Genomic DNA, 19,908 nt, shown 5'->3' with positions numbered 1-19,908 from the left:
AGCCATGTTCAAGTTCGCAACCCTTTCGATCGCCAGTCTGCTGCTGATCACCGGACAAGTATCCGCTCAGACGCCGGCCAATAGGCCCATGTCGGAAGTGGTCGTCGAGCATTGTCTCGTTTCGTTGATCGACGAAGTGAATGTTCCGGCTCAAGAAACCGGCGTGTTGATCGAGATCCCTGTGGAACGTGGCGACTATGTCACCAAGGGTTTCGAAATCGCCCAGATCGACGATGCCATCCCGGTCAAGCAGCGCGAGATCGCCAAGCTGAAATGGGACAAGGCAACCGAACAAGCGACCAACGAAGTCGATATCAAGTACGCTGCGAAAGCGGCTGAAGTCTCGAAGGCTGAATTTGAACAGCTCGAAGCGGCCAACAAAGGCGTGAAAGGCGCGATTGCTGAGATCACCATTCGCAAAGCGAAGCTGCAGTGGGAGAAAGCGATCCTGCAAGCAGATCAGGCCGACATGAACTACAAAGTCGCCGGCATGACCGCAGGCGAAGCTCAGGCCGAAATGGAAGCTGCCCAGATGGTCATCGACAAGTGCAAAGTGACGTCCCCCATTGATGGTGTTGTCGTGCAAAAGTATCGCCACGCCGGCGAATGGGTTCGCCCGGGCGATCCGCTGATGCGAGTGGTTGGCCTGAAGCGTTTGAAGGTCGACGGTTCACTCGATTCCGACAAGTTCGTCCCTGGCATGGTGATTGGTAAGCCTGTGACGGTTGAAGCTTCCACCCCTGGCGGGATGGTCACGTTCGAGGGAACGGTAGTCTTCGCCAGCCCAGAAATCGACGCGACTGGACATTTCGACTTCACGGCCGAAGTCCAGAACCGTCCTTCGTCGACCTCGTGGATGTTGTTCCCAGGGGACGTGGCCACGGTTACGGTGCACCTGGATCGTCCATCGACCATCGGTGCTTTGTTCGACGCCGAACGTAAGTAAACCGCCTGGCAGTGGTCGTCGATCTTCACCCCTCTCCTCTCCCCGAGATTTAAACGTTGGTCAGTCTTCAAGACAGCTTGGTTGCCAGTAGTAGTCGAGCGCTCCCGTTACGGGTGCGGCCTGACTTGACGGCCCGGCAACATACCTATCAGGGACGCGGCTACTGGGTGGTGAAAGAGCCGTTGGGATTGAACTACTTCCGTTTTCAGGAAGAAGAGTACGCGATCCTGAACATGCTCGACGGCAAGACGTCGCTGCAAGATATCAAAGAGCGATTCGAGAAAGAGTTCGCTCCACAAAAGATCAGCTTCACCGACCTGCAGCATTTCATTGGTACCCTGCACCGCAGCGGCTTGGTGATTACCGGGGCCATGGAACAGGGACGCCAACTGAAGGCACGTCGGGACGAACGAAAGTGGAAAGAAACCGTTCAGTTGATGTCGAACATCCTGGCGGTTCGTTTCAAGGGGATCGATCCCGACAAATTGCTGACCGCGATGAACCCGGTCACCCGCTGGCTGTTTACCACACCGGCGATGATTCTGGTGGCACTGCTCTGTTTGTCTGCGGTGACGCTCGTTTCGGTTCAGCACGATGTCTTCCGGCAACGACTTCCCTCGTTCCAAGAGTTCTTCGGCCCTTCCAACTGGTTATTGCTGGGCTCGGTACTGGCGGTCACCAAGGTCTGTCACGAATTCGGTCACGGTCTGTCATGCAAAAGGTATGGCGGCGAATGTCACGAAATGGGCGTGATGTTTCTGGTGATGACGCCTTGCTTGTACTGCAACGTGTCGGACTCGTGGATGCTGCCCAACAAGTGGCATCGCGCGATGATCGGTGCGGCGGGGATGTATATCGAAGTGATCCTGGCGTCGATTGCCACGTTCATCTGGTGGTTCAGCGAGCCTGGCTTGTTGAATCACCTGGCATTGCAAGTGATGTTCGTCAGCTCGGTCAGCACGGTGATCTTCAACGGTAACCCCCTGCTCCGCTACGACGGTTACTACATCTTGTCGGACATCATGGAAGTGCCGAACCTTCGTCAGAAGGCCAGCAGCGTGCTGCATCGCTACATGTCGAAGTACTTCCTTGGGATGGAACTGCCGGAAGATCCTTTTCTGCCGGAACGCAATCAGTTTTTCTTCGGTTTGTACACGGTCGCGTCGAACATCTATCGTTTGATTGTGACCGCGTCGATCATGTTGTTCTTAAATCAAGTCTTTGAGCCGTACGGTTTGAAGGTGATCGGTCAGATGATCGCTTTGGCTGGTGTGTATGGCCTGGTGGTGATGCCGATCTATCAGCTTTGCAAGTTTTTGTATGTCCCTGGGAGAATGTCACAGGTGAAGCGGAAGAATGTTTTGATCACCGCCTCGGCCGTGGCGGCGTTGATCGCGGGAATTATTTACATTCCCGTCCCTCAATGGGTGAAGTGCCCGGTGGAAGTGCAACCTCGCAATGCCGAAAGTGTTTTCGTTGTTGTGCCCGGCGAACTGGAAGAGATGCTGGTCCAGCCAGGTCAGTATGTCACCAAAGAAACCAAGCTGGCTCGCGTGACCAACATCGATCTGTTGTTGGAACTGACCGAGCTGGAACATGAAGGAGAACGCCTCGCCTATATGTCCGAGGCGCTCAACGGCCAGCGACTACGAGCAGCGGAAAGTTCGGAAATCGAACAGGCCTATGTCGAAGTCATTCAGCAGTTGAAGTCGGTTCAGCAGCAGTTGGAAAAGAAACGCCAACAGGTTGCCTTGATCGATGTGCCTGCCCCGATCGAGGGAACGGTGTTCCCGGTTCCCGACAAGTCAGCACATGGTGGAAACGACGGCCGCCTGGGTGAATGGTCGGGCTCGATCTTTGAAACCAAGAATCAAGGCGCTCACCTCTCGAGTAGCGACGTAATCTGCCAGATTGGCAACGCGGAAGAGATGGAAGTAGTGCTGTACATCGATCAAGATCACATCGAGCTGGTCAACCTCGATCAAGAGGTCGAGATCAAGCTGGATGCCTTTCCTGGTCGAACCTTCCAGGGACGCATCGCCGTGATGGGTAGCAAAGAAGTGGAATTCATTCCACCGGCTCTCAGCACGCAGCAAGGGGGTGACCTGCCCGCGATTTCCGATCAAGAGACCGGTCGACTCCGTCCGCAGAACGCCACCTTCCCGGCCCAGGTTCCATTGGCCGAAGGAGAGCAAGGCTTGAAGCTGGGGATGCGAGGTCGGGCGAAGGTGTGGGTTCAGTGGGAGCCGCTGGGGATTCGCGCCTGGCGATACATCTCGCGAACGTTCCACTTCTACCTGTAGTCGCCATCTTGCGCATTGTTGCGAAGATTCGTCCGGTTGTTTCGATTCTGTCGATTAGGGCCGGTTGATGCCCACAGATGATGTGCCAAACTATCATTTGCACAGCTTCATGGACGGGGGCCCTGACTAAACTAGCCCAATACCGTCAAGGTAACTTTTCAATCTCTAGGAGACATTGTTCATGTCGGACGCCCCTGAACCTACTCAACCAACTGCTCCGAAGCAGGTCGAACTCGATGAATCGGATGCCATTGCGTGTTACGCCAACTTCTGTCGCGTGACCGGTACCCCAGAAGAGTTGATCATTGACTTCGGTCTGAATACTCAGCCAATGGCCCAGTCGCAAGAGAAGATCAAAGTCTCGCAGCGAATCATTCTGAACTACTACACCGCCAAGCGTATGCTGGGTGCCCTGCACATGGCCGTTCAACGTCATGAAGCAGCCTTCGGCAACCTGGAAACGGACATCCAAAAGCGTGTCATCCCTTCGGCCCAGCGTCCTGCCGGAAGCTAGTTGAAACGCGGTCACACGAACTGCTAACGCGGAATCTGAAAACAGGTTCCGCGTTTTTTTATGCGCAAGTGGGAACGGAATCGGAAGCTAGTGCGTCAAAATCCTTCGCGGGAAGGTCTGTCTCTGGGGAATGTGCACCAATTTGGTTGGTTTCTTCCAGGGGCGTAACTACCATGGAAGTTCCTGGTTGAACTGCCATATATCACTACCACTGGCCGGGTTAAGGCTCGCCAGACCGACATATTCCCTGCTTCGCATCGACGGCGATTCTGATTTATGACCGACGCTTTGCTCCCTCTCGCTACTGCCACGATGATCGTCTTGGGGCTACTGCTTTTCGCCGTTGCTCTGTCTCGTTTCGTGGCCGAAAAGCTCGCCCTGCGACCTGCCCTGGCCCGCCGTAAACAGGCCGATCGAAAGTACTACGGCCAGCAGTTGGAAGCCCGTCAGATGCTCGATGCGGCAGCGGCAAGCGAGGCGGCAACGCTGGAAGGCGAATCGATCACGGTCGGCAATGTGACTTACGAAAACGTCGACATGATTGCCTTGGCCAAGGCAATCGCCGAAACCGGCACGCTGTTCTTTGGTGCCAGTTGGTGTCCCAAATGTGCCAACCAGAAAGAGATGTTTGGCGACGGTGCCGCCTACCTACCCTACGTTGAAGCCTCGACACCTGCGCATGGGCGATCGACCGCTGGGATCATCTACAATATCACCGGCTATCCGACCTGGATCTTCCCGGACGGAACCCGGCTGATCGATACGCAAGATCTCGATGTCATCATCGAGCGATCCGGTGTGACGATTCCACAAGCCGAGCCTCTTTACTTCGCTGAGATTCCAGACCAGTTGAATCTGAAGGCTGGCCAGTCATATCACATCGCGCTCGATGGCTACTCGCCGCAAGGTTACGATCTGACCTACACCGTCTCGACCTCGTCAGGCGACATCCAGGCTCAAGTGCTGACTGGTAATCGCAGTGTACGAATTACGACCAATCGCTTTGGTCCGATGGAATTCTACCTGTTTGAAGATGAGGCCAACCTGGCGACTTCGCGGGTGATTCAATTGGCCGAGTCAGGCTTCTACGACGGAACGATCTTCCACCGGATTGTCGACGGTTTCGTCATCCAGGGTGGTGATGCGGGCAGCAACCCGGATGGCTCTGGCGGCTCCGACTTGCCAGAGTTCGACGACGTGTTCGATCCCGATCTGCGGCACAATACGACCGGGATGCTCTCGTTCGCCAAGCCAAACTACGACGACTCGAACAACTCGCAGTTCTTCATCACCGAAGGTGACCAGAGCCACCTCGACTTCAATCACTCGGTGTTCGGTTTTCTAACCGAAGGGGAAGCGGTTCGCCAGGCGATCAGCGGGACACCATCGACCGCGGCAAACGGTTATCGTCCGAGCTATGATGTGACGCTCGACAAGGTCGAGATCTTTACCGATACCGAAAACGGCGTGTTGCGTCTGAAGATTCCAGAAGCACTGGCTTCGGGAACGGTCACCGTGACTGTATCAGACGGACATGGCTATACGCTGACGCGAACCTTCCAGGTCAGTGCCGTCACCGATACGCAGAACTACAACGCCTTCCTCGATGTGATCCCAGACGTCACGTTGAACCCAGGCGGAAGCTACACCTACCAGATGACCGCCAACAGTGTCGATGGCGACCCGGTCACCTTCTACACGGCTAGTACACCCCCAACCGGTTTGACGTTCTCGGTCAATCCAACGACCGGCGTGCTGCAGATCAACACCAGCGTTTCGCTCGCTCCCGGGACTTACTCGGTCTACGTCGCGGTTTCGGATGAAGTCGCATCGCCGACGACCAGCATTCTCGATTACCAAGAGATCATGGTCTACGTCGGCAATAACCCGGTGCTGAACAACGACACCATCAACGCGACGGAAGATCAGCCGATTACGTTCAATCCGCTGTCGAACGACACCGGCGGCACTGGAACGATCGTTACTTCCAGCGTCCAGGTCTTGTCACAGCCAGCCAACGGCGAACTGACCATCGATCGCGAGACCGGCGACTTCACCTTTACACCAGCCAAAGATTTCAACGGCACGGTCACTTTCCAGTATCGAGTCATGAACACGCTGGGCCTGTATGGTTCGCCGGCGACCGTCAGCTTGATCGTGGCACCGGTGAACGACGAAGGGAAAGCATACGCCGACTTCTTCTACGCCGATCCGCTGGGGGCAACGCTGCTGCCGGTTTTGAAGAATGACGATCGCGGCACGGTCAACGAGCAAAACGATGCGTTGATCATCTCGCTCCCTTCGTTGACTACGAATGCTGGCGGAACGGTTTCCGTTTCGGGCGATCAGGTGCAGTACATTCCAGCAAATGGATTCACCGGCACCGATACCTTCACCTACACGATTCATGACGGCGAGTTCACCTCGACGGCCACCGTGACGGTCGACGTGCGAGAAGTCTCGAACTTCTCGATCTCCGCAGTTACTTCGCCTACCGAGACCGAGGTCGATGGCTTCGTCGATAGCCTGCCGCAAAGCGATGCAGTAATTGGCGAATGGGATTCGTTCTGGCTGGAAGTCTGGGTGACTCCAGACGGTACCGGTGGCAATGGCATTACCGCCGCATCAGCCCAGTTGAACTTCGATCCAACGGTCTACCGCGCGAGCACGTTGATCATTGGCGAAGGCTTTCAGAATAGCGGCGCGACGACGCTGAGTAACAACCTCGGTTACGTTCGCCTCGACGCGACTTCGTCGATCGACGACTTTGGTGTCGGGGGACGTGTGCTGCTTGGTCGAATTAAATTTGTTCCGGTTGCCAACGGGATCGATGTTGCCTCGGTAGGTGAATCGCTTGGTGTCGACTTCGACCACTTTCTCACGTCGATGACGAATGTGTCGTTGACAGTGGATGGCGTGGGTAGCGTCGCGACTCCTTCGTTGGATACCGATGTCGCGACGAAGCTGGTCCCGATGATCTACGATCTGGACGACGATGGTAAGGTGGGCCTGACCGACTTCAGTATCTATTGGCAAAGCTACGGCAACGACAATGCTTCCGCCTTTGTCGACTTCGACCTTTCGGCCACCGCCAGTTCGGACGATTACACGCTGTTTCGACAGGCGATGGGTTCGCGTTTCGATAGCCTGAACAACAGCTTTCAGATGGTGTCGGCGGTTTTCGATGCCGTGAATTCGAACATGATCCTGGCTCCGATTCAGGCCTCAGTTCCCGTCACCCAGTCATTGACGCAGTCAGATGTCGAACAAGTCACCGTCAACCTGCCGAACAGCGTGGTTTCACCATCGCTGACCAGCGACGCCCAGGTCGTGACGATTCAGATTGTTGACCTGGATGGCAGTCAACTGGCCAAGACGGTCGGCAACACGATCTATCTCGATCACAATGCTGCCGGCTGGGGCTGGTTCGTCGATTCAACGCCACGAGATTCGTCCGAGTTCCAATACGACTCGGAAAGCAATCGTCTGATCGCTTACACCGCAGCGAGTAAGATCGACCTGGTTTCAGTGCTGATGCACGAACTTGGCCACATCGCTGGGCTTGCTCATAGCGATGAAGGACTGATGAGCAGCGTGATCATGCCAGGCGAGCGTCTGCTCGATTGGCAAAGCGATCCGCTGGACGAAACCTTCTATATCGCAGCGGTCGATCAGTTCTTCTCCGAGGACGACTAGTACGCGTCCTCGGATTCTTGCCATCGTTTTCTAGAAGACGGTGATCAGGTCGAAGCCAATCGTGAACTGATTGTCCGACGTGCCGTTGTTGTAGACGCCGCTGATCCCCGGGGCTTGGACGTCGCTCCAGTCCCAACGAACTTCTGGCCGCAGAATGAACCACGAAGTGGGATGGTAGTTGGCACCAAGCGTCAGCTCGAAGTAGTTGCCACCGGTCGTGATGTTATCGTTCGGCAAAGCGAACACGCGAGCGTTGTCGGGATCGTTGAACCACTCGAAGCGAACCCCCAGGTCCGTGCACGGATCGACCGTGTAGTACAGGTAATTACTGATCCCGTACCAGGTGGCCTGAGCCAAGGTATTCGAGGTGGTGAGCCGGGCATCCTGTTCGACGCCCAGGTTGTGTTCCATCACGTAGGTCCAGCACTGGTTGATTCGCTGCTGAAACACCAGGCTGTAGGTCGTGCGATTGTTCTCGCCAGTTGGATCTTCGCTACCGGTATGCAGCGTGAAGCTCAACTTGGTTGCTTCGTGAGGGCTAACCCAGCGGAAACCGCCGAGAAATCCGACCTGACCGTTGGGCTGATCGAACGTGTTCCAGCCGCGGGTCACCCCACCGTACCAGGTCATGCATGAGGAAGTCGGATAGGAAGCCAGCACGCCGGTATGCGTGAACGGCTCGCCGTACTGCATCATGTACGAGTGCGAATAGAAGAAGTTTTCCGGAGCCATCACCGACTCGTAGCCCATGATGGTATAGAAGTGCCCTGCCTTGACGTTCAGGCCGTTGCCCCAAGGAACGTTGGCTTCCAGGTAGAACTGCGGAAGAGCGAGCCCGTACAAGCCAGCCGTGCCAGCATTACGAGGGCCGTTGCCACTGTTCCACTTCTGTCCGTTATCGTCGTAGGTTTCCAGACCGGTCGTTTGAATGAAGTAGTAGTCGGTACCGTACAGAACATCGACTCGACCACCGAGGTCCCACTCGCAGCTATCTTGATTCACGCTGCGGCCGAACGAGAGGTACAACTGATTCAGCATGTACTCGTTGGCCTGGTCGTTGAAGATCAGCGGACCATTCGTTCCGGCAGGACCAAGCAGGCCGCCATCGGAATCGGGATTGCCGGTGAAACCTTGTTCCAGCCAGCCATTGAAAAACCACTGATCACACCAGTTCCAGCAAGGTGCGCTGCAGACCGATTCGCAGCCGAGACAGTCTGAACTGCCACAGCCACACGCCGGCATCGCTGCCTGCATAGAGGCATAATCTTGCTCGAGCGTAACGGCCGAGGTGGGCATCAGTGCCGAGGTCGGTTCAGCAATTGAACCAGCACGCCGCACCGGCATCCCCTGGGGGGACTGCGCAATGGCCGAAGCGACTGGCAAACTTGCCAGAATGAACGACCATGCCACGACATGGAGATATAGCTTGTGCTTCATGGTACTTCTGCCGGTTGCGGTTCCGCGCAAACCTTGGGGGGGCGATCCTACAAATCGTATGATTCGTATCGGTCGCCCAGCCCCAACCGGTTGATACCAATTAAATGGATTTGCGCGATTATTGCGACAGCACGATTGATAGCACGAAGCTGATAGCGTAGCTGGTCAGGCTCGGTTACCTCGTCAGATTGTTCCTTAGAAGAACAAAATCACGTCGACAGCGAAGGTGTACTGATCGTCTTTGTCGAAGTTGTTGAACACGCCGTTCTGGCCGGTCGGGTTCAGATCGGACCAATCGTACCGAGCTTCTGGTCGGACCAGAACGTGATCGCAAGGCTTCCAGTTTGCACCGAGCGTGGCATTGTAGTAGTTGCCACCGGTGAAGGCCGTTTCGATCGGCACCTGCAAGACTCGCCAGTTGTCTTCGTCGCGGAACCATTCGAGGCGTCCCCCGAACGAAAGCGTGTCGGACCACTGGTAATACAGATAGTTCACAAAGCTGTAGTAGAAGGCGTTCTCTTCGGTGAAGTTCGAAGTCAGGAACGCATCGTTCTGCACGCCGAAGTCATGCTCGAGGGCGAAGTTCCAGCGGCTGCTCAGTTTGCGGGTATACAGAAGCGTATGGCTGTAGCGGTTCTGTTTGCCGGTTGGATCTTCGCTGCCGGTGTGCATGGCGAACGAAAGGCCGGAGACACCATTGTTCCAGTTGGCACCAAACAGGAAGCCATAGGCTCCGTTGATGTTCTCGAAGTTGTCCCAACCGTTGGTCATACCTGCTTGCAGGGTCATACAGGTCGTGGGGCTGTACTCGGTGAGGAAACCGGTGTGCGTCTTGGGGTTACCGTAAACGTACGTGTACGAGTGCGAGTAGAAAAAGTTCTCGGGTGCTGGCGTCGTTTCGTAGCCCAGGATCGAGTAGAAGTGACCAAACTTGGCCTTCAAGCCCGATCCAACCGGAATGAACGTTTCGGCATACAGCTGGGGCATTGCCAGGCCGTTCAGCGCTCGGGTACCTGCCTGGCGTGGGCCAGAACCATTCCACTTGCGGTCCCCATTGCGTTCCCGCTCCAAGCCATTCGATTCGACAAAGAAGTAGTCGGAACCGAACAGCAGGTCGGTTCGGAAACCGAAGTCCCAGCCGCAGCAATCTTCGTCGATGTTCTTACCAAACGCCAGGTAAAGCTGGTTCAATTGGTAGTCATCAGCCCGATCGTTGAAGCCCATCGGGCTGTTGAAGTTGTTGGCCGGGTGGTCGGCGTTGGCCGTGTAACCTTGGTCGAGCCAGCCATCCAGGAACCAGTCGCCCCCGCAGCATCGGTTCCAGAAGGTGTTCTCGCAGCCGGTATCGCAGGTTACATAGTCGACCATTTGCATATCAATGGCCTGCGCAGCAGCCATCTCGTGGGCCGAAGCTTCCTCGAAGTGGGTGGGAGTGATCTCCCAACCGGCTTGGGTCATTTCAGTGCCGACTAGTTCCTGGGCAGGAAGCGAAGTCGTGGTCAGTCCTGCCAAGAGACCGATGGCCAGCGAGGCAGTCGTCAGTCGACGGAGCATATGTCCCATTCCTTGTACTTATGGTGGCACGTGCGGGCGGCCAAAGTGAAGTACAACAGTTAGTGTCGTCCAATGGCGGCGGTCGTCGGCGATAGTCGCATTTTCCGTATGGAAACGAACGAACGCATTGTCTGTATTGGATTCGGTAGGCTGACCACCAAAAGTTTGACGGAAGTGCCGGATATCACTTGGTTTACAGAAATCCCGGGCGCAAACTCGACGCAAACTATCCATCTTAAACCGCTGCTGGAAGCGATGCTGGCAGGCGACTTTTACGGTCGCGTAGGCCGGGAAATTGGCACCATCAGGATATTCGATCCGACGAAAACCCCAGAACTAGAGGGTTAAGCCTCCCCTGGTGCTTGTTTTGCGCAATTGCCCGGAGTTATATTTGCTAAAATCAGCAAAGTCGCCAGATAGCCTGTTTTGCGAGATCGTTGACTTATTGCATCACGTAGAGAACGTGTATTTGGTAAGTGCTTCATCCGCATAGAGTTGCGTTTTGTGCCGGCTTCTTGTCGAGGGAGCGAGTCAGGAGGAATTTGACGTTTAGCTCAGAATTGCTACGTCAAAAGGGCAAATTGGCGAGAATGGGCAATTAGGTGTCTAAGAATTCGTTGAATTTGATACAACCCCTGATTTTAATGGAACTACCTGATCCGAGCTTTCCTCTCTAACCCAGGTGGACTGTCTGTTCAGAAAACGGAATCTCAGGGCTAGGCTCTCCCCCTCTTCCCTAGCCTTCGTAAATCCACAATCTCCACTCGACTGCAAACCGACCATTCCCCGGGAACTTTGATTGGCCGTTGGTGCAAAGCATGAAGAATACTACTCCTGTCCGTGACAATAACCTCGTCTCCAAGAAGCTTCGCAAGTCGCTCCGTCGCTCGCGTGCGATGAATCTTGAGACGCTAGAGATTCGCGATCTGCTGGCCGCGAATACGCTCGACATCGTCGATAATCTGGACATCGACACCGTCGGCGGAACTCGCGACCTGCAGCTGGAAGTCGATCCGACCTCCGGTTCAGGTATCGTGGCCTTGCGAATCCACGGCACCAGCGGTTCACTGAACCCAGATGTGCCGCTCGTCTTTATCCAGGACGCCGATCGCAATAATCCAGCCAATCACATTCCGCTGATCTCGGCGATGGCCGACGTCAACGGAACGGCCGACAGCTATGTGCTGTTCGAGGTGGCTCCGGGTGACAAGTTCACCATCCAGGTTGGCGGTTCGTCCGGCACCGGTGGTTTCACCGCCGAGGTGATGCTGTTCGGTTCGACCGACTCGACCGCGACCGTCACCGAGTACGAATACATGCAAGCAGTTGCCGCCGAACTGCAAGCACGTGGCGTCGGTAACCACAACACGGCCGCCTACTTCATGGCGACCTACGGCATCAACTTCAACGAGTCGCAGTACAACGTCGCGTTCGACTCGAACTTGAACGGTAAGGTCGATGGCTTCGAAGTCGGCTACGTTCAGAACAACATGCAGGGTGGCGGAACCGTCATCGTCGACCTGATCGGCGACAACGAAGCACCGGAAGTCGAAGCCGCGGTTGTGGTCGACACCGGCACCTCGGCCATCGACAACATCACCAGCGACACGACCGGCATCTCGGGTACCGTAACCGACTTCAGCCGCATCGTATCGGCGGTCGTATCGATTCAAGGTGGTTCGGGCAGCATCGATCTGGCCAACATCGTATCGCCGCCATCCATCAGTGCTCTGACCCAAACCGATAGCGAAATCACGTTCACCCTCAGCACGGCCGACCTTGATACGCTGCTCGCCTCGGGCTCGGTTGTTGACGGTGGCACCTTCACGCTGCTGATCACCACTGAAGATGAACTGGGCAACGTCAGCGTCACCCCGTTCTCGCTCGACTTCACCTTCGATACCACCGCACCAGCGCAGCCTGCCGCGCCAGATCTGGACGCTGGCAGCGACTCAGGTGCGAGCGACAGCGACAACATCACCAACGATTCGACGCCAACGATCTCGGTTACCACCGAACCAGGTGCAGCGGTCGGCTTCTACTTCGACAACATCCTGCGTGCCACCGTTGTCGCCGACTCTGCCGGAGTCGCCACATATACCCCAACCGTCGGTATCGCCCAAGGCACCTACATCGTCACCGTGCGTTCGACCGACGTGGCTGGTAACCAAAGCGTTGCCTCGAATGGCCTGACGATCACGATCGACAATCTCGATCCAACTCCATTCTCGAACCTGGACCTGACGAACGATTCGGGGATCGACGATAACCTGACCGATCAGACCGTGGCGACCTTCAGTGGCGAAACGGAAGAAAACGTGCTGGTCGAAATTTTGAAGGATGGCAACGTCCTGGCTTCGACCACGGCTGATGGCTCCGGTGCATTCAGCTTCTCGGCTTCCGACAACCTGACGTTGGACCTGGGGGTCAATTCGTTCGTCTTCCGTGCGACCGACACCGCCGGCAACACGACGACCGAAGCGTTTGTCGTCTATCGCAACACGCTGCCAACGATTCCACCGAATCAAAACCTGTACGTCGAAGAAAATTCGGCGGAAGGGACTTCCCTGTCGAATGTCTCGGCCACCGATGGTGACGATGGCAATGAAACGCTGACCTTCGAGATCGTCAGCATCGACGGCGTCACCTACGACGGTTCGCTGTTTGTCATCAACCCAACCACGGGTGAAGTGACTGTCGCTGCGAACGCTGACCTCAACTTCGAAGACCCAGCCAACGGCGACCATCAGTTCAACCTCGAAATCCGCGTGACCGACTCGTACGGTAACGGCACCGGCAATGGTAGCCTCTCGGTTACCCAGTTGGTTGTCGTCAACGTCACCGACGTGAACGAAGCCCCGGTCATCAGCAACACGGTTGATGAATACGAAATCCCAGAAAACAGTGCCCCTGGCACGGTGATCGTCGACATCGATGCAACCGACGTCGACGCTGCCGACACAGTGCTGGCCTATAGCCTGTCGGGTGCCGATGCGAATCTGTTCGAGATCGACAGCGACGGTGTGATCACCGTGAAGACGGGTGCGGTTCTCGATTACGAAACCGACAACAGCTTCGATGTCACCGTCACCGTGACCGACCAGGGTGGTCCTGAAGGTGCCGGGTTCGAGCTGACCGATACGTTTGACATCACCATCACCTTGGGCGACGTGAACGAAGCCCCAGTCATCACTAGCGGCAATTCGTTCTCTGTGAACGAAAACACGGAAAACGACGTTGTCTTCGGCACCGTCACCGCAACCGATGAAGACGCCGACGACACCAGCCTGAACTACACCATCATTGGTGGTACCGGCCAGGCCTACTTCGCCATCGATCCAGCGACCGGCGAAATCTCGGTCCTCGACAACTCAATTCTCGATTACGAGAGTGGCGTCACCAGCTATACGCTGGAAATCCAAGTTTACGACCAGGTGGTCAGCCCAGAGACCGGCATCGTTCTGACTGCCACGCAAATGGTGACGGTCAACATCAACGACATCAACGATGCTCCGACCACCACGCTGTCGGGCACGTTCCAGATTCCTGAAGATGCTCAGGTTGGCGATGTCGTCACGACGAATGGTAGCGCCGTTGCTAATCTGAATGCCTTCTTCGCGGACGAAGACGCTGGCCAGACCTTGAGCTACCAGATTGTCGGTGGCGATCCGAATAACTACTTCGCGATCGTTTCCGATGGCAATGGCGGCTTCAATATCGTTGTGAATCAGTTGGGCGGCTTTGACGAAGAAACGCCTGCCCTGTCGAGCTACACGCTCATGATCGAGGCGACCGATACCGGCAATCCAGCTCGTACCGTCACCGGCACGGTCACGGTCGACGTCACCAACGTCAACGAACTGCCAGCCGCAAATTCGGTCGACTTGGGTTCGGTTCGCTACAACTCGGTCGACGAATCTGGTGAAGTTGGAAGCGTCGTCAAGACGATCGGCCTGGTCGATCCTGATGTCGATGGGACGCTGTCCTACGAAGACTTCTCGGCCAACTCATACTTCACGGTTAACGAGTTTGGCCAAGTGGTTCTGACCAATGAAATCCCTTCGGGAGAGTTGGTCGACGACGAGCTGGAAATCACGCTCAATAACGTCGTTGTTACGGACAACGACGGTGCCTTCAAGACGATCACCGTCACCTTCAAGGTGGTGGTCAACTCGCCTCCAGAGTTCGTGGCGAATTCGCCGGCCGAAGGCACGGTCATCACCGTGAACGAAAACCTGCCAGATGGCGGTGCTAATAACCTGGGTGTGGGTGACGTCATTGACGAGGACCTCGACATCCTGGCGACCGACCTGGAAGGGGATAACCCGCTGGTCTACACGGTTGAACCGAATGCTTCGTTCACGAACCCTGAACTAGCTGCTCTCTTCAACGTTGTGCTGGCCAACGACGCCGACATGGTTGATGACGAGTACACGCTGGTCGTCGCCGATGCGGACAACCTGCGGTTCAACTACGTCAACAGCTTCGGTGCCTCGAACGGTACCTTTGACGTCGACCTGGTCGTTCGCGATGCTCTGGGTGGCGAAGTTCGCCGAGCGATCACGATCACCGTGGTCAACCTGAACGACACGCCAACCTTCAGCGATCCTGCTTCGCCAGTCTCGGTTGACGAATTGGTTCAGCACGCTAACGATAACGACAACAACATTCAAGCTGGCGACGTTGTTTACAACTTGAACAACTCGTTCGCCGACGCAGACAACACGACGGCCCTGGTCAACTACCTGACCTACACTCTGGCAAATACCCCCGGCAGTGAAGCCTTCGAGATCGTTGGCAACCAGTTGGTGATCAAGGATCCAACCCTGCTCGATTACGAAGCCCTGCAGGTCAACGGTGACGCAGAGATCACTCTGACGATCGAAGCCACCGATCCAGGCGGCAAGTCGGTCAGTGATAACATCACGATCACCATCAACCCAATGGACGAGCTGCCGATCTTCAGCAGCCCGACCGACAACTTCGACGTTCGTTACAAGTTTGTCGATACCGATACGGCTGACAACACGACGAACCTCGGTAGCATTCTCTCGCTGCTGGACGACGTCGATCCAGAAACGATGGATCTTTCGACGATCGTCTTCAGCCAGCGTACCGACGGGCTGAGTGGAGAAGCTTTCTTCGCCCTTGACTCGGCTGGCAACCTGACCCTGATCAGCGAGGTCGATTTCCCTGAAGATGAGAAGCTGTTCCAGTTGGCCTTCGATTACAACGATGGCACCTTGTTCTCGAATGCGGACCTCGGTTTCTCCGACGGGATCGTGCTGAACATCCTGGTTCGCAAGAATCCAGCTCCAGTCTTCCAGACGCCAGACAACTTCGATCTCGACGAAAACACGCCTGATGGCAGCGACGTGATCTTCGATGTCGATGCGACCGACGAAGATGGCGAAACGGTTACTTACGCCTTCAAAGATCCGAACACGACCTTCTCGATCGATTCGGCGAGCGGCGAAATTCGCATCATCGATTCGGCTGCTCTCGACTACGAGACGAATACCGAACTAACCTTCACAGTCGTTGCAACCGATACGGCCGGGAACGACGTCGAACAGTTGATCACCGTGACGATTAACAACGTCAACGAAGACCCTGTGATCACGACCGGTGCCACCGATTTCAGCGTCGACGAAGATGCCTTGGACAACGTCTCGGTTGGTACCGTGGTTTCGACCGATGAAGACGCTGGCGACACGGCCGAATACTCGATCATCGGTGGTACCGGGGTCGGTGTCTTCGTGATTGATTCCGTGACGGGCGAAATCACGGTTCCGGACGCTTCGGTACTGGACTATGAATCCGTCTCGTCCTACACCCTGACCGTTCAGGTCGAAGACGCTGACGGAGCAACCGACACGTTGGAACTGATCATCGCGGTCAACGATAAGAACGACGCTCCAGAATTCACCGGTGCGACGTTCAATCTCGGCACGGTCGACGAATCGGACACCAACCAGATCGATGCTGGTACGGCTGATGCGTTCTACGAAGTACGCTACGATGGAGCCCAGTTCCGCTCGCAGTTCACCGATCAGGACGACGACAATCTGACGCTGACGGTTGCCAACGCGGCTTACCTTCAGTCGCTCGATTTCATCGAAACCGTTGTCTACGACAACAACACCGACGAGCTGATCATCGTCTTCCGTCACTACGATGCGACCCAGGATCGTTCGCCAGACCTCAACAACCAGGTCGGTTTGCCTGAAGCATTGAAGAGCTCTGGCCAGGCCTTCTTCCTGGAAATCACCGCGACCGAAACCTCCAGCGGCATGCTGTCGGCCAGCGACCCACTCTGGGTTGGCGTCGACATCACCTTGAAGAACACGGTCGACTTCCAGTTCATCCCGGTGGCCAGCCCAACCAATAGTGCCCTGCAAACAGCCGGTATTTCGGTAAACGAACTGCCGACTGCCCTAGCGCAGATCGCCGATGGCCAAACATTCTTCGTCGAAATCTGGGGTACCAGCTTCGTTCCACGTGAATCGGTCACTGAGACTGACGACTACGTCAACGCCTGGTTGGAAGGTTTCCGCAACGTGTTGCTCGACTTCACGTTCAACACCACCTACCTGACCATCGCCGACTCGAGCAGTGTTGTCCTGCCATTCGGTACCGGTAACAACTCGGATCCACCAACGGTCAACAACACGACCGGCGAAATCAAGTTGTTCAATGCCTACTTCGGCATCGACGACGCTCCGGATGACTTCGAGTCGATTGGTTACAACGGCGAATACGTTCGCTTCGGTTACCTACAGTTCACTGCCAAGCAAGGCATCGACTCGGGCGGTTCGCAGATCGACGATCTGATCTCGATCGACTACAGCGGTAGCACCTCGATCACGATGGAACCAGCCGACACCGGTGACACCGGCGGCAAACCAGTTAATCAGCCTCTCCTCAGCCTGGAAGACTTGAATCCAGCTCAGTTGACGGTCACGGCTCCTAGTGTCGAAGTGGTCGATGCCTACACCTTCACCGTTTCGAGCGGCCAGGCATCGCTGCTTTACGGTGCCAACGGTAGCACGGTCAACAACACCAACATTGTGTTGCAATTCGCCAACGACAATATGGTGGGTGTCACCGGTAACATCTACGTGGTCTTCGATAACCCATCGAACCCAACCGAGATGACCATCATCGGTAGCGAGTTGATTCTGGAAGACTCCAGCAATAACTTTCGCCCCGGCGACCCGAATAGCGGCAACAGCACCGATCCAGGGAACTTCGGTTTCAACGTGACTGATTCGGAAGGTACGTTTTTCCGCAACGCGGCACGCGAACTGACCCTGCGGTTTGGTGCTGGCGAAACGATTTCGCTCAGCGGAACCGCTTCGACGACTGCTGGTGCCTCGTTCACCACCAACGACATGGATGTTGAAATCGGAAGCGGCTTGATTGATATCTTCCGACTTAGCAGCGAGTTCGATACGGCTGAGACCCGCGTCAGTGTCGGTGGAACGGCCCTTGATCGCCGTGCCAACACCACGGAAACCGGTAAGCTGACGTCGAATGCCAATGGTACGGCCTTCACGTTGGAAATCGACTTGTTCCGCACCTTGTTGAACCAAGTGCTGACCGTCGATACCGGTGCTACCGCCGGTGGCTTGACGGCCGACGTGCTTTACAACCTGCTGACCGACATCACGATTACCGCGACCTACGGTGGTGGTTCGGGTGTTGCTCTGCGAGGTACCGTTTACGAAGAAGACGGCCAGGTCCTGGAAGATGGCTCGGGCGTCTTCGTCACGGTCAACCAGGAACGCACCGCGACCGACGCCAATGGTCAAGTTGCCGAACTGCCGACCAACACCAAGTTTGCCACCGAATGGGATTCGCTGTGGGTCGAAGTCTGGGGCAACACGGCTGACGCGGCAGGCATCTTCGGCGGCCTGGTAGACCTCGGTTACAACACCGACCTCTACACCGCGACCGAGATCGAATACGCTTCGTCGATGTCGCTCAATCGTACCGGTACCATCGACGATGCAACCGGCACGATCAGCGGACTGGGTAGCCAGTCGAGCAACATGACGCTGGGTAGCGACAAGTTTGTACTGCTGGGCCGCGTGAAGTTGGAATCGATCGGTAGCGATGGAATCGACGTTTCGCTGGAAGATGGCGAACTGTCGGAATCGCTCGACCTGACCGTTTCAAGTGCCAAGCTGATGCTGACGGCCATCGGCGAACGCGACGCGACCGTCACCGTCACGCCAAACCTGGACGTCTGGGGCGTCGCTTACGATGCCAACAACGACGGCAAGGTGGGCGTGCAGGACTTCAGCATCCTGACCCAGATGATGGGCCGCTCGTCGGTGACCGACAATCGCAAGATTGTCGATCTGATGGACTTCAATAACGACGGTAAGGTCGGTGTTCAGGACTTCAGCTACTTCCAGCAGAACATGGGCCGTAGCCGCGACAACGGTGCCAAGATCATTTACCCAGAAGCGTTCACGCAGAGCTGGGTCGGATCGAGCGTCGATGTTGCCGGGCCAAACACCTTGCAGGAAGTCTTCGATCAAGCCGTCAGCGACTGGCAGACCGCTTTGGGTTGGGAAGAACCAATCGATGTGAAGCTGGTCGTCAAGAACTTTGGCGACTCCCAACTGGGTGAAGCCCAATTGCTGGAACTCGACGAAGATGGCATGCCAGCCTTTGGTGTGCTGACCATCGACGACGACGGTGCCGGTTTGGGTTGGAGCACCGACCTGGAAGGTGGACCGGCGGAAGGTCAGTACGACCTGTACACCGTGATCCTCCACGAACTGGGACACTTGTACGGCTTCATGTCGCACTACAGTGCTTTCGCTGAGAACGTCGTAACCGACTTCGATGGCAACCAGATTTACATCGGGGCGGACTTCGTCGCGATGCTGGATGACTACGCTCATCACCTGGACGACATCGAACACAACGGCGACGTGATGAACGCCGCTCTGGAACCAGGTCAACGCAAGACGATCTCGGCTCTGGATGTTCAGATCCTGGAAACGGCTTACGCTTCGGCCACGGCCAGCTCGACCGTTTACCTTGGCGGTGCTGCCCTGACGGCTGCTTCCGTTTCGAGTGAAACGATCGTCAACGATGCTCCAGCGACCATCATCACCAACCAGCCAATGACTTTCGTCTTCAACGACGTGGTCGATGTCGAAACGGTCAGTGGCCGCACGGGCGTCGAAGCCCCGATCACTCCGGCTGTGTTCGACCAACTGGTACGCAACGGTGTACGAGTAACCACCTCGTCGTCGACTGAAGTTCAGCAGCAGATGGACGAGATTGACTCGGCCGTCGCCACGCTGACCATCGACGACTCCTCGCTGCTGCTGGCCGACGCCGTGGAAGACGTCAACTACGCAGCAATCGAAGAAGAATCCACCAACGTCGACGACCTGTTCGCCGACTGGGACCTTAACTCGGATCTGGAAGGTTAA

Annotated in this window: 8 protein-coding genes; 6 read left to right on the top strand and 2 right to left on the bottom strand. The window is 56.0% G+C overall.

Annotated features, from left to right (window positions below; genetic code table 11):
- Positions 1–4 precede the first annotated feature (4 nt).
- From ABD890_RS03345 to ABD890_RS03330, 4 genes are all read left to right on the top strand, one after another.
- Positions 5–946, top strand: a complete 942-nt coding sequence (locus ABD890_RS03345; RefSeq protein ID WP_345085870.1) for an efflux RND transporter periplasmic adaptor subunit — start codon at positions 5–7, stop codon at positions 944–946.
- A gap of 125 nt (positions 947–1,071) precedes the next feature.
- Positions 1,072–3,249: a hemolysin D gene (locus ABD890_RS03340; RefSeq protein WP_345085868.1), complete on the top strand. Its 2,178-nt coding sequence runs from the start codon at positions 1,072–1,074 to the stop codon at positions 3,247–3,249.
- Positions 3,250–3,430: 181 nt separating this feature from the next.
- Positions 3,431–3,763, top strand: coding sequence for a DUF3467 domain-containing protein (locus ABD890_RS03335; protein WP_345085866.1), 333 nt, complete (start codon positions 3,431–3,433; stop codon positions 3,761–3,763).
- A gap of 276 nt (positions 3,764–4,039) precedes the next feature.
- The gene (locus ABD890_RS03330; protein WP_345085864.1) at positions 4,040–7,459 is read left to right on the top strand and encodes a peptidylprolyl isomerase; all 3,420 of its coding nucleotides are present in this window, start codon (positions 4,040–4,042) and stop codon (positions 7,457–7,459) included.
- Between the two features lie 30 nt (positions 7,460–7,489).
- Here ABD890_RS03330 and ABD890_RS03325 read toward each other — a convergent pair whose 3' ends face one another.
- Both ABD890_RS03325 and ABD890_RS03320 read right to left on the bottom strand, forming a co-directional pair.
- Complete coding sequence (locus tag ABD890_RS03325) at positions 7,490–8,896, bottom strand: porin (protein ID WP_345085862.1); 1,407 nt, start codon at positions 8,894–8,896, stop codon at positions 7,490–7,492.
- A gap of 195 nt (positions 8,897–9,091) precedes the next feature.
- Positions 9,092–10,450 carry an outer membrane beta-barrel protein gene (locus tag ABD890_RS03320; RefSeq protein ID WP_345085860.1) on the bottom strand — a complete coding sequence of 453 codons (1,359 nt, stop codon included), beginning with the start codon at positions 10,448–10,450 and terminating at the stop codon, positions 9,092–9,094.
- A gap of 72 nt (positions 10,451–10,522) precedes the next feature.
- Between ABD890_RS03320 and ABD890_RS03315 the strand changes: the two genes are divergently transcribed.
- Positions 10,523–10,798: a hypothetical protein gene (locus ABD890_RS03315; protein WP_345085858.1), complete on the top strand. Its 276-nt coding sequence runs from the start codon at positions 10,523–10,525 to the stop codon at positions 10,796–10,798.
- A gap of 470 nt (positions 10,799–11,268) precedes the next feature.
- Complete coding sequence (locus ABD890_RS03310; protein WP_345085856.1) at positions 11,269–19,908, top strand: cadherin domain-containing protein; 8,640 nt, start codon at positions 11,269–11,271, stop codon at positions 19,906–19,908.

Origin of the sequence: Bremerella cremea (genome assembly GCF_039541315.1) — a bacterium.
Taxonomy (GTDB): domain Bacteria; phylum Planctomycetota; class Planctomycetia; order Pirellulales; family Pirellulaceae; genus Bremerella; species Bremerella cremea.
This window is presented reverse-complemented; position numbering and strand designations above follow the sequence as displayed.

Excerpts from the sequence above, each read along its gene's own strand:
- ABD890_RS03310 (WP_345085856.1), top strand. The coding sequence starts at position 11,269 with ATGAAGAATACTACTCCTGTCCGTGACAATAACCTCGTCTCCAAGAAG.
- ABD890_RS03330 (WP_345085864.1), top strand. The coding sequence starts at position 4,040 with ATGACCGACGCTTTGCTCCCTCTCGCTACTGCCACGATGATCGTCTTG.
- ABD890_RS03320 (WP_345085860.1), bottom strand. The coding sequence starts at position 10,450 with ATGCTCCGTCGACTGACGACTGCCTCGCTGGCCATCGGTCTCTTGGCA.
- ABD890_RS03315 (WP_345085858.1), top strand. The coding sequence starts at position 10,523 with ATGGCGGCGGTCGTCGGCGATAGTCGCATTTTCCGTATGGAAACGAAC.
- ABD890_RS03345 (WP_345085870.1), top strand. The coding sequence starts at position 5 with ATGTTCAAGTTCGCAACCCTTTCGATCGCCAGTCTGCTGCTGATCACC.
- ABD890_RS03325 (WP_345085862.1), bottom strand. The coding sequence starts at position 8,896 with ATGAAGCACAAGCTATATCTCCATGTCGTGGCATGGTCGTTCATTCTG.
- ABD890_RS03335 (WP_345085866.1), top strand. The coding sequence starts at position 3,431 with ATGTCGGACGCCCCTGAACCTACTCAACCAACTGCTCCGAAGCAGGTC.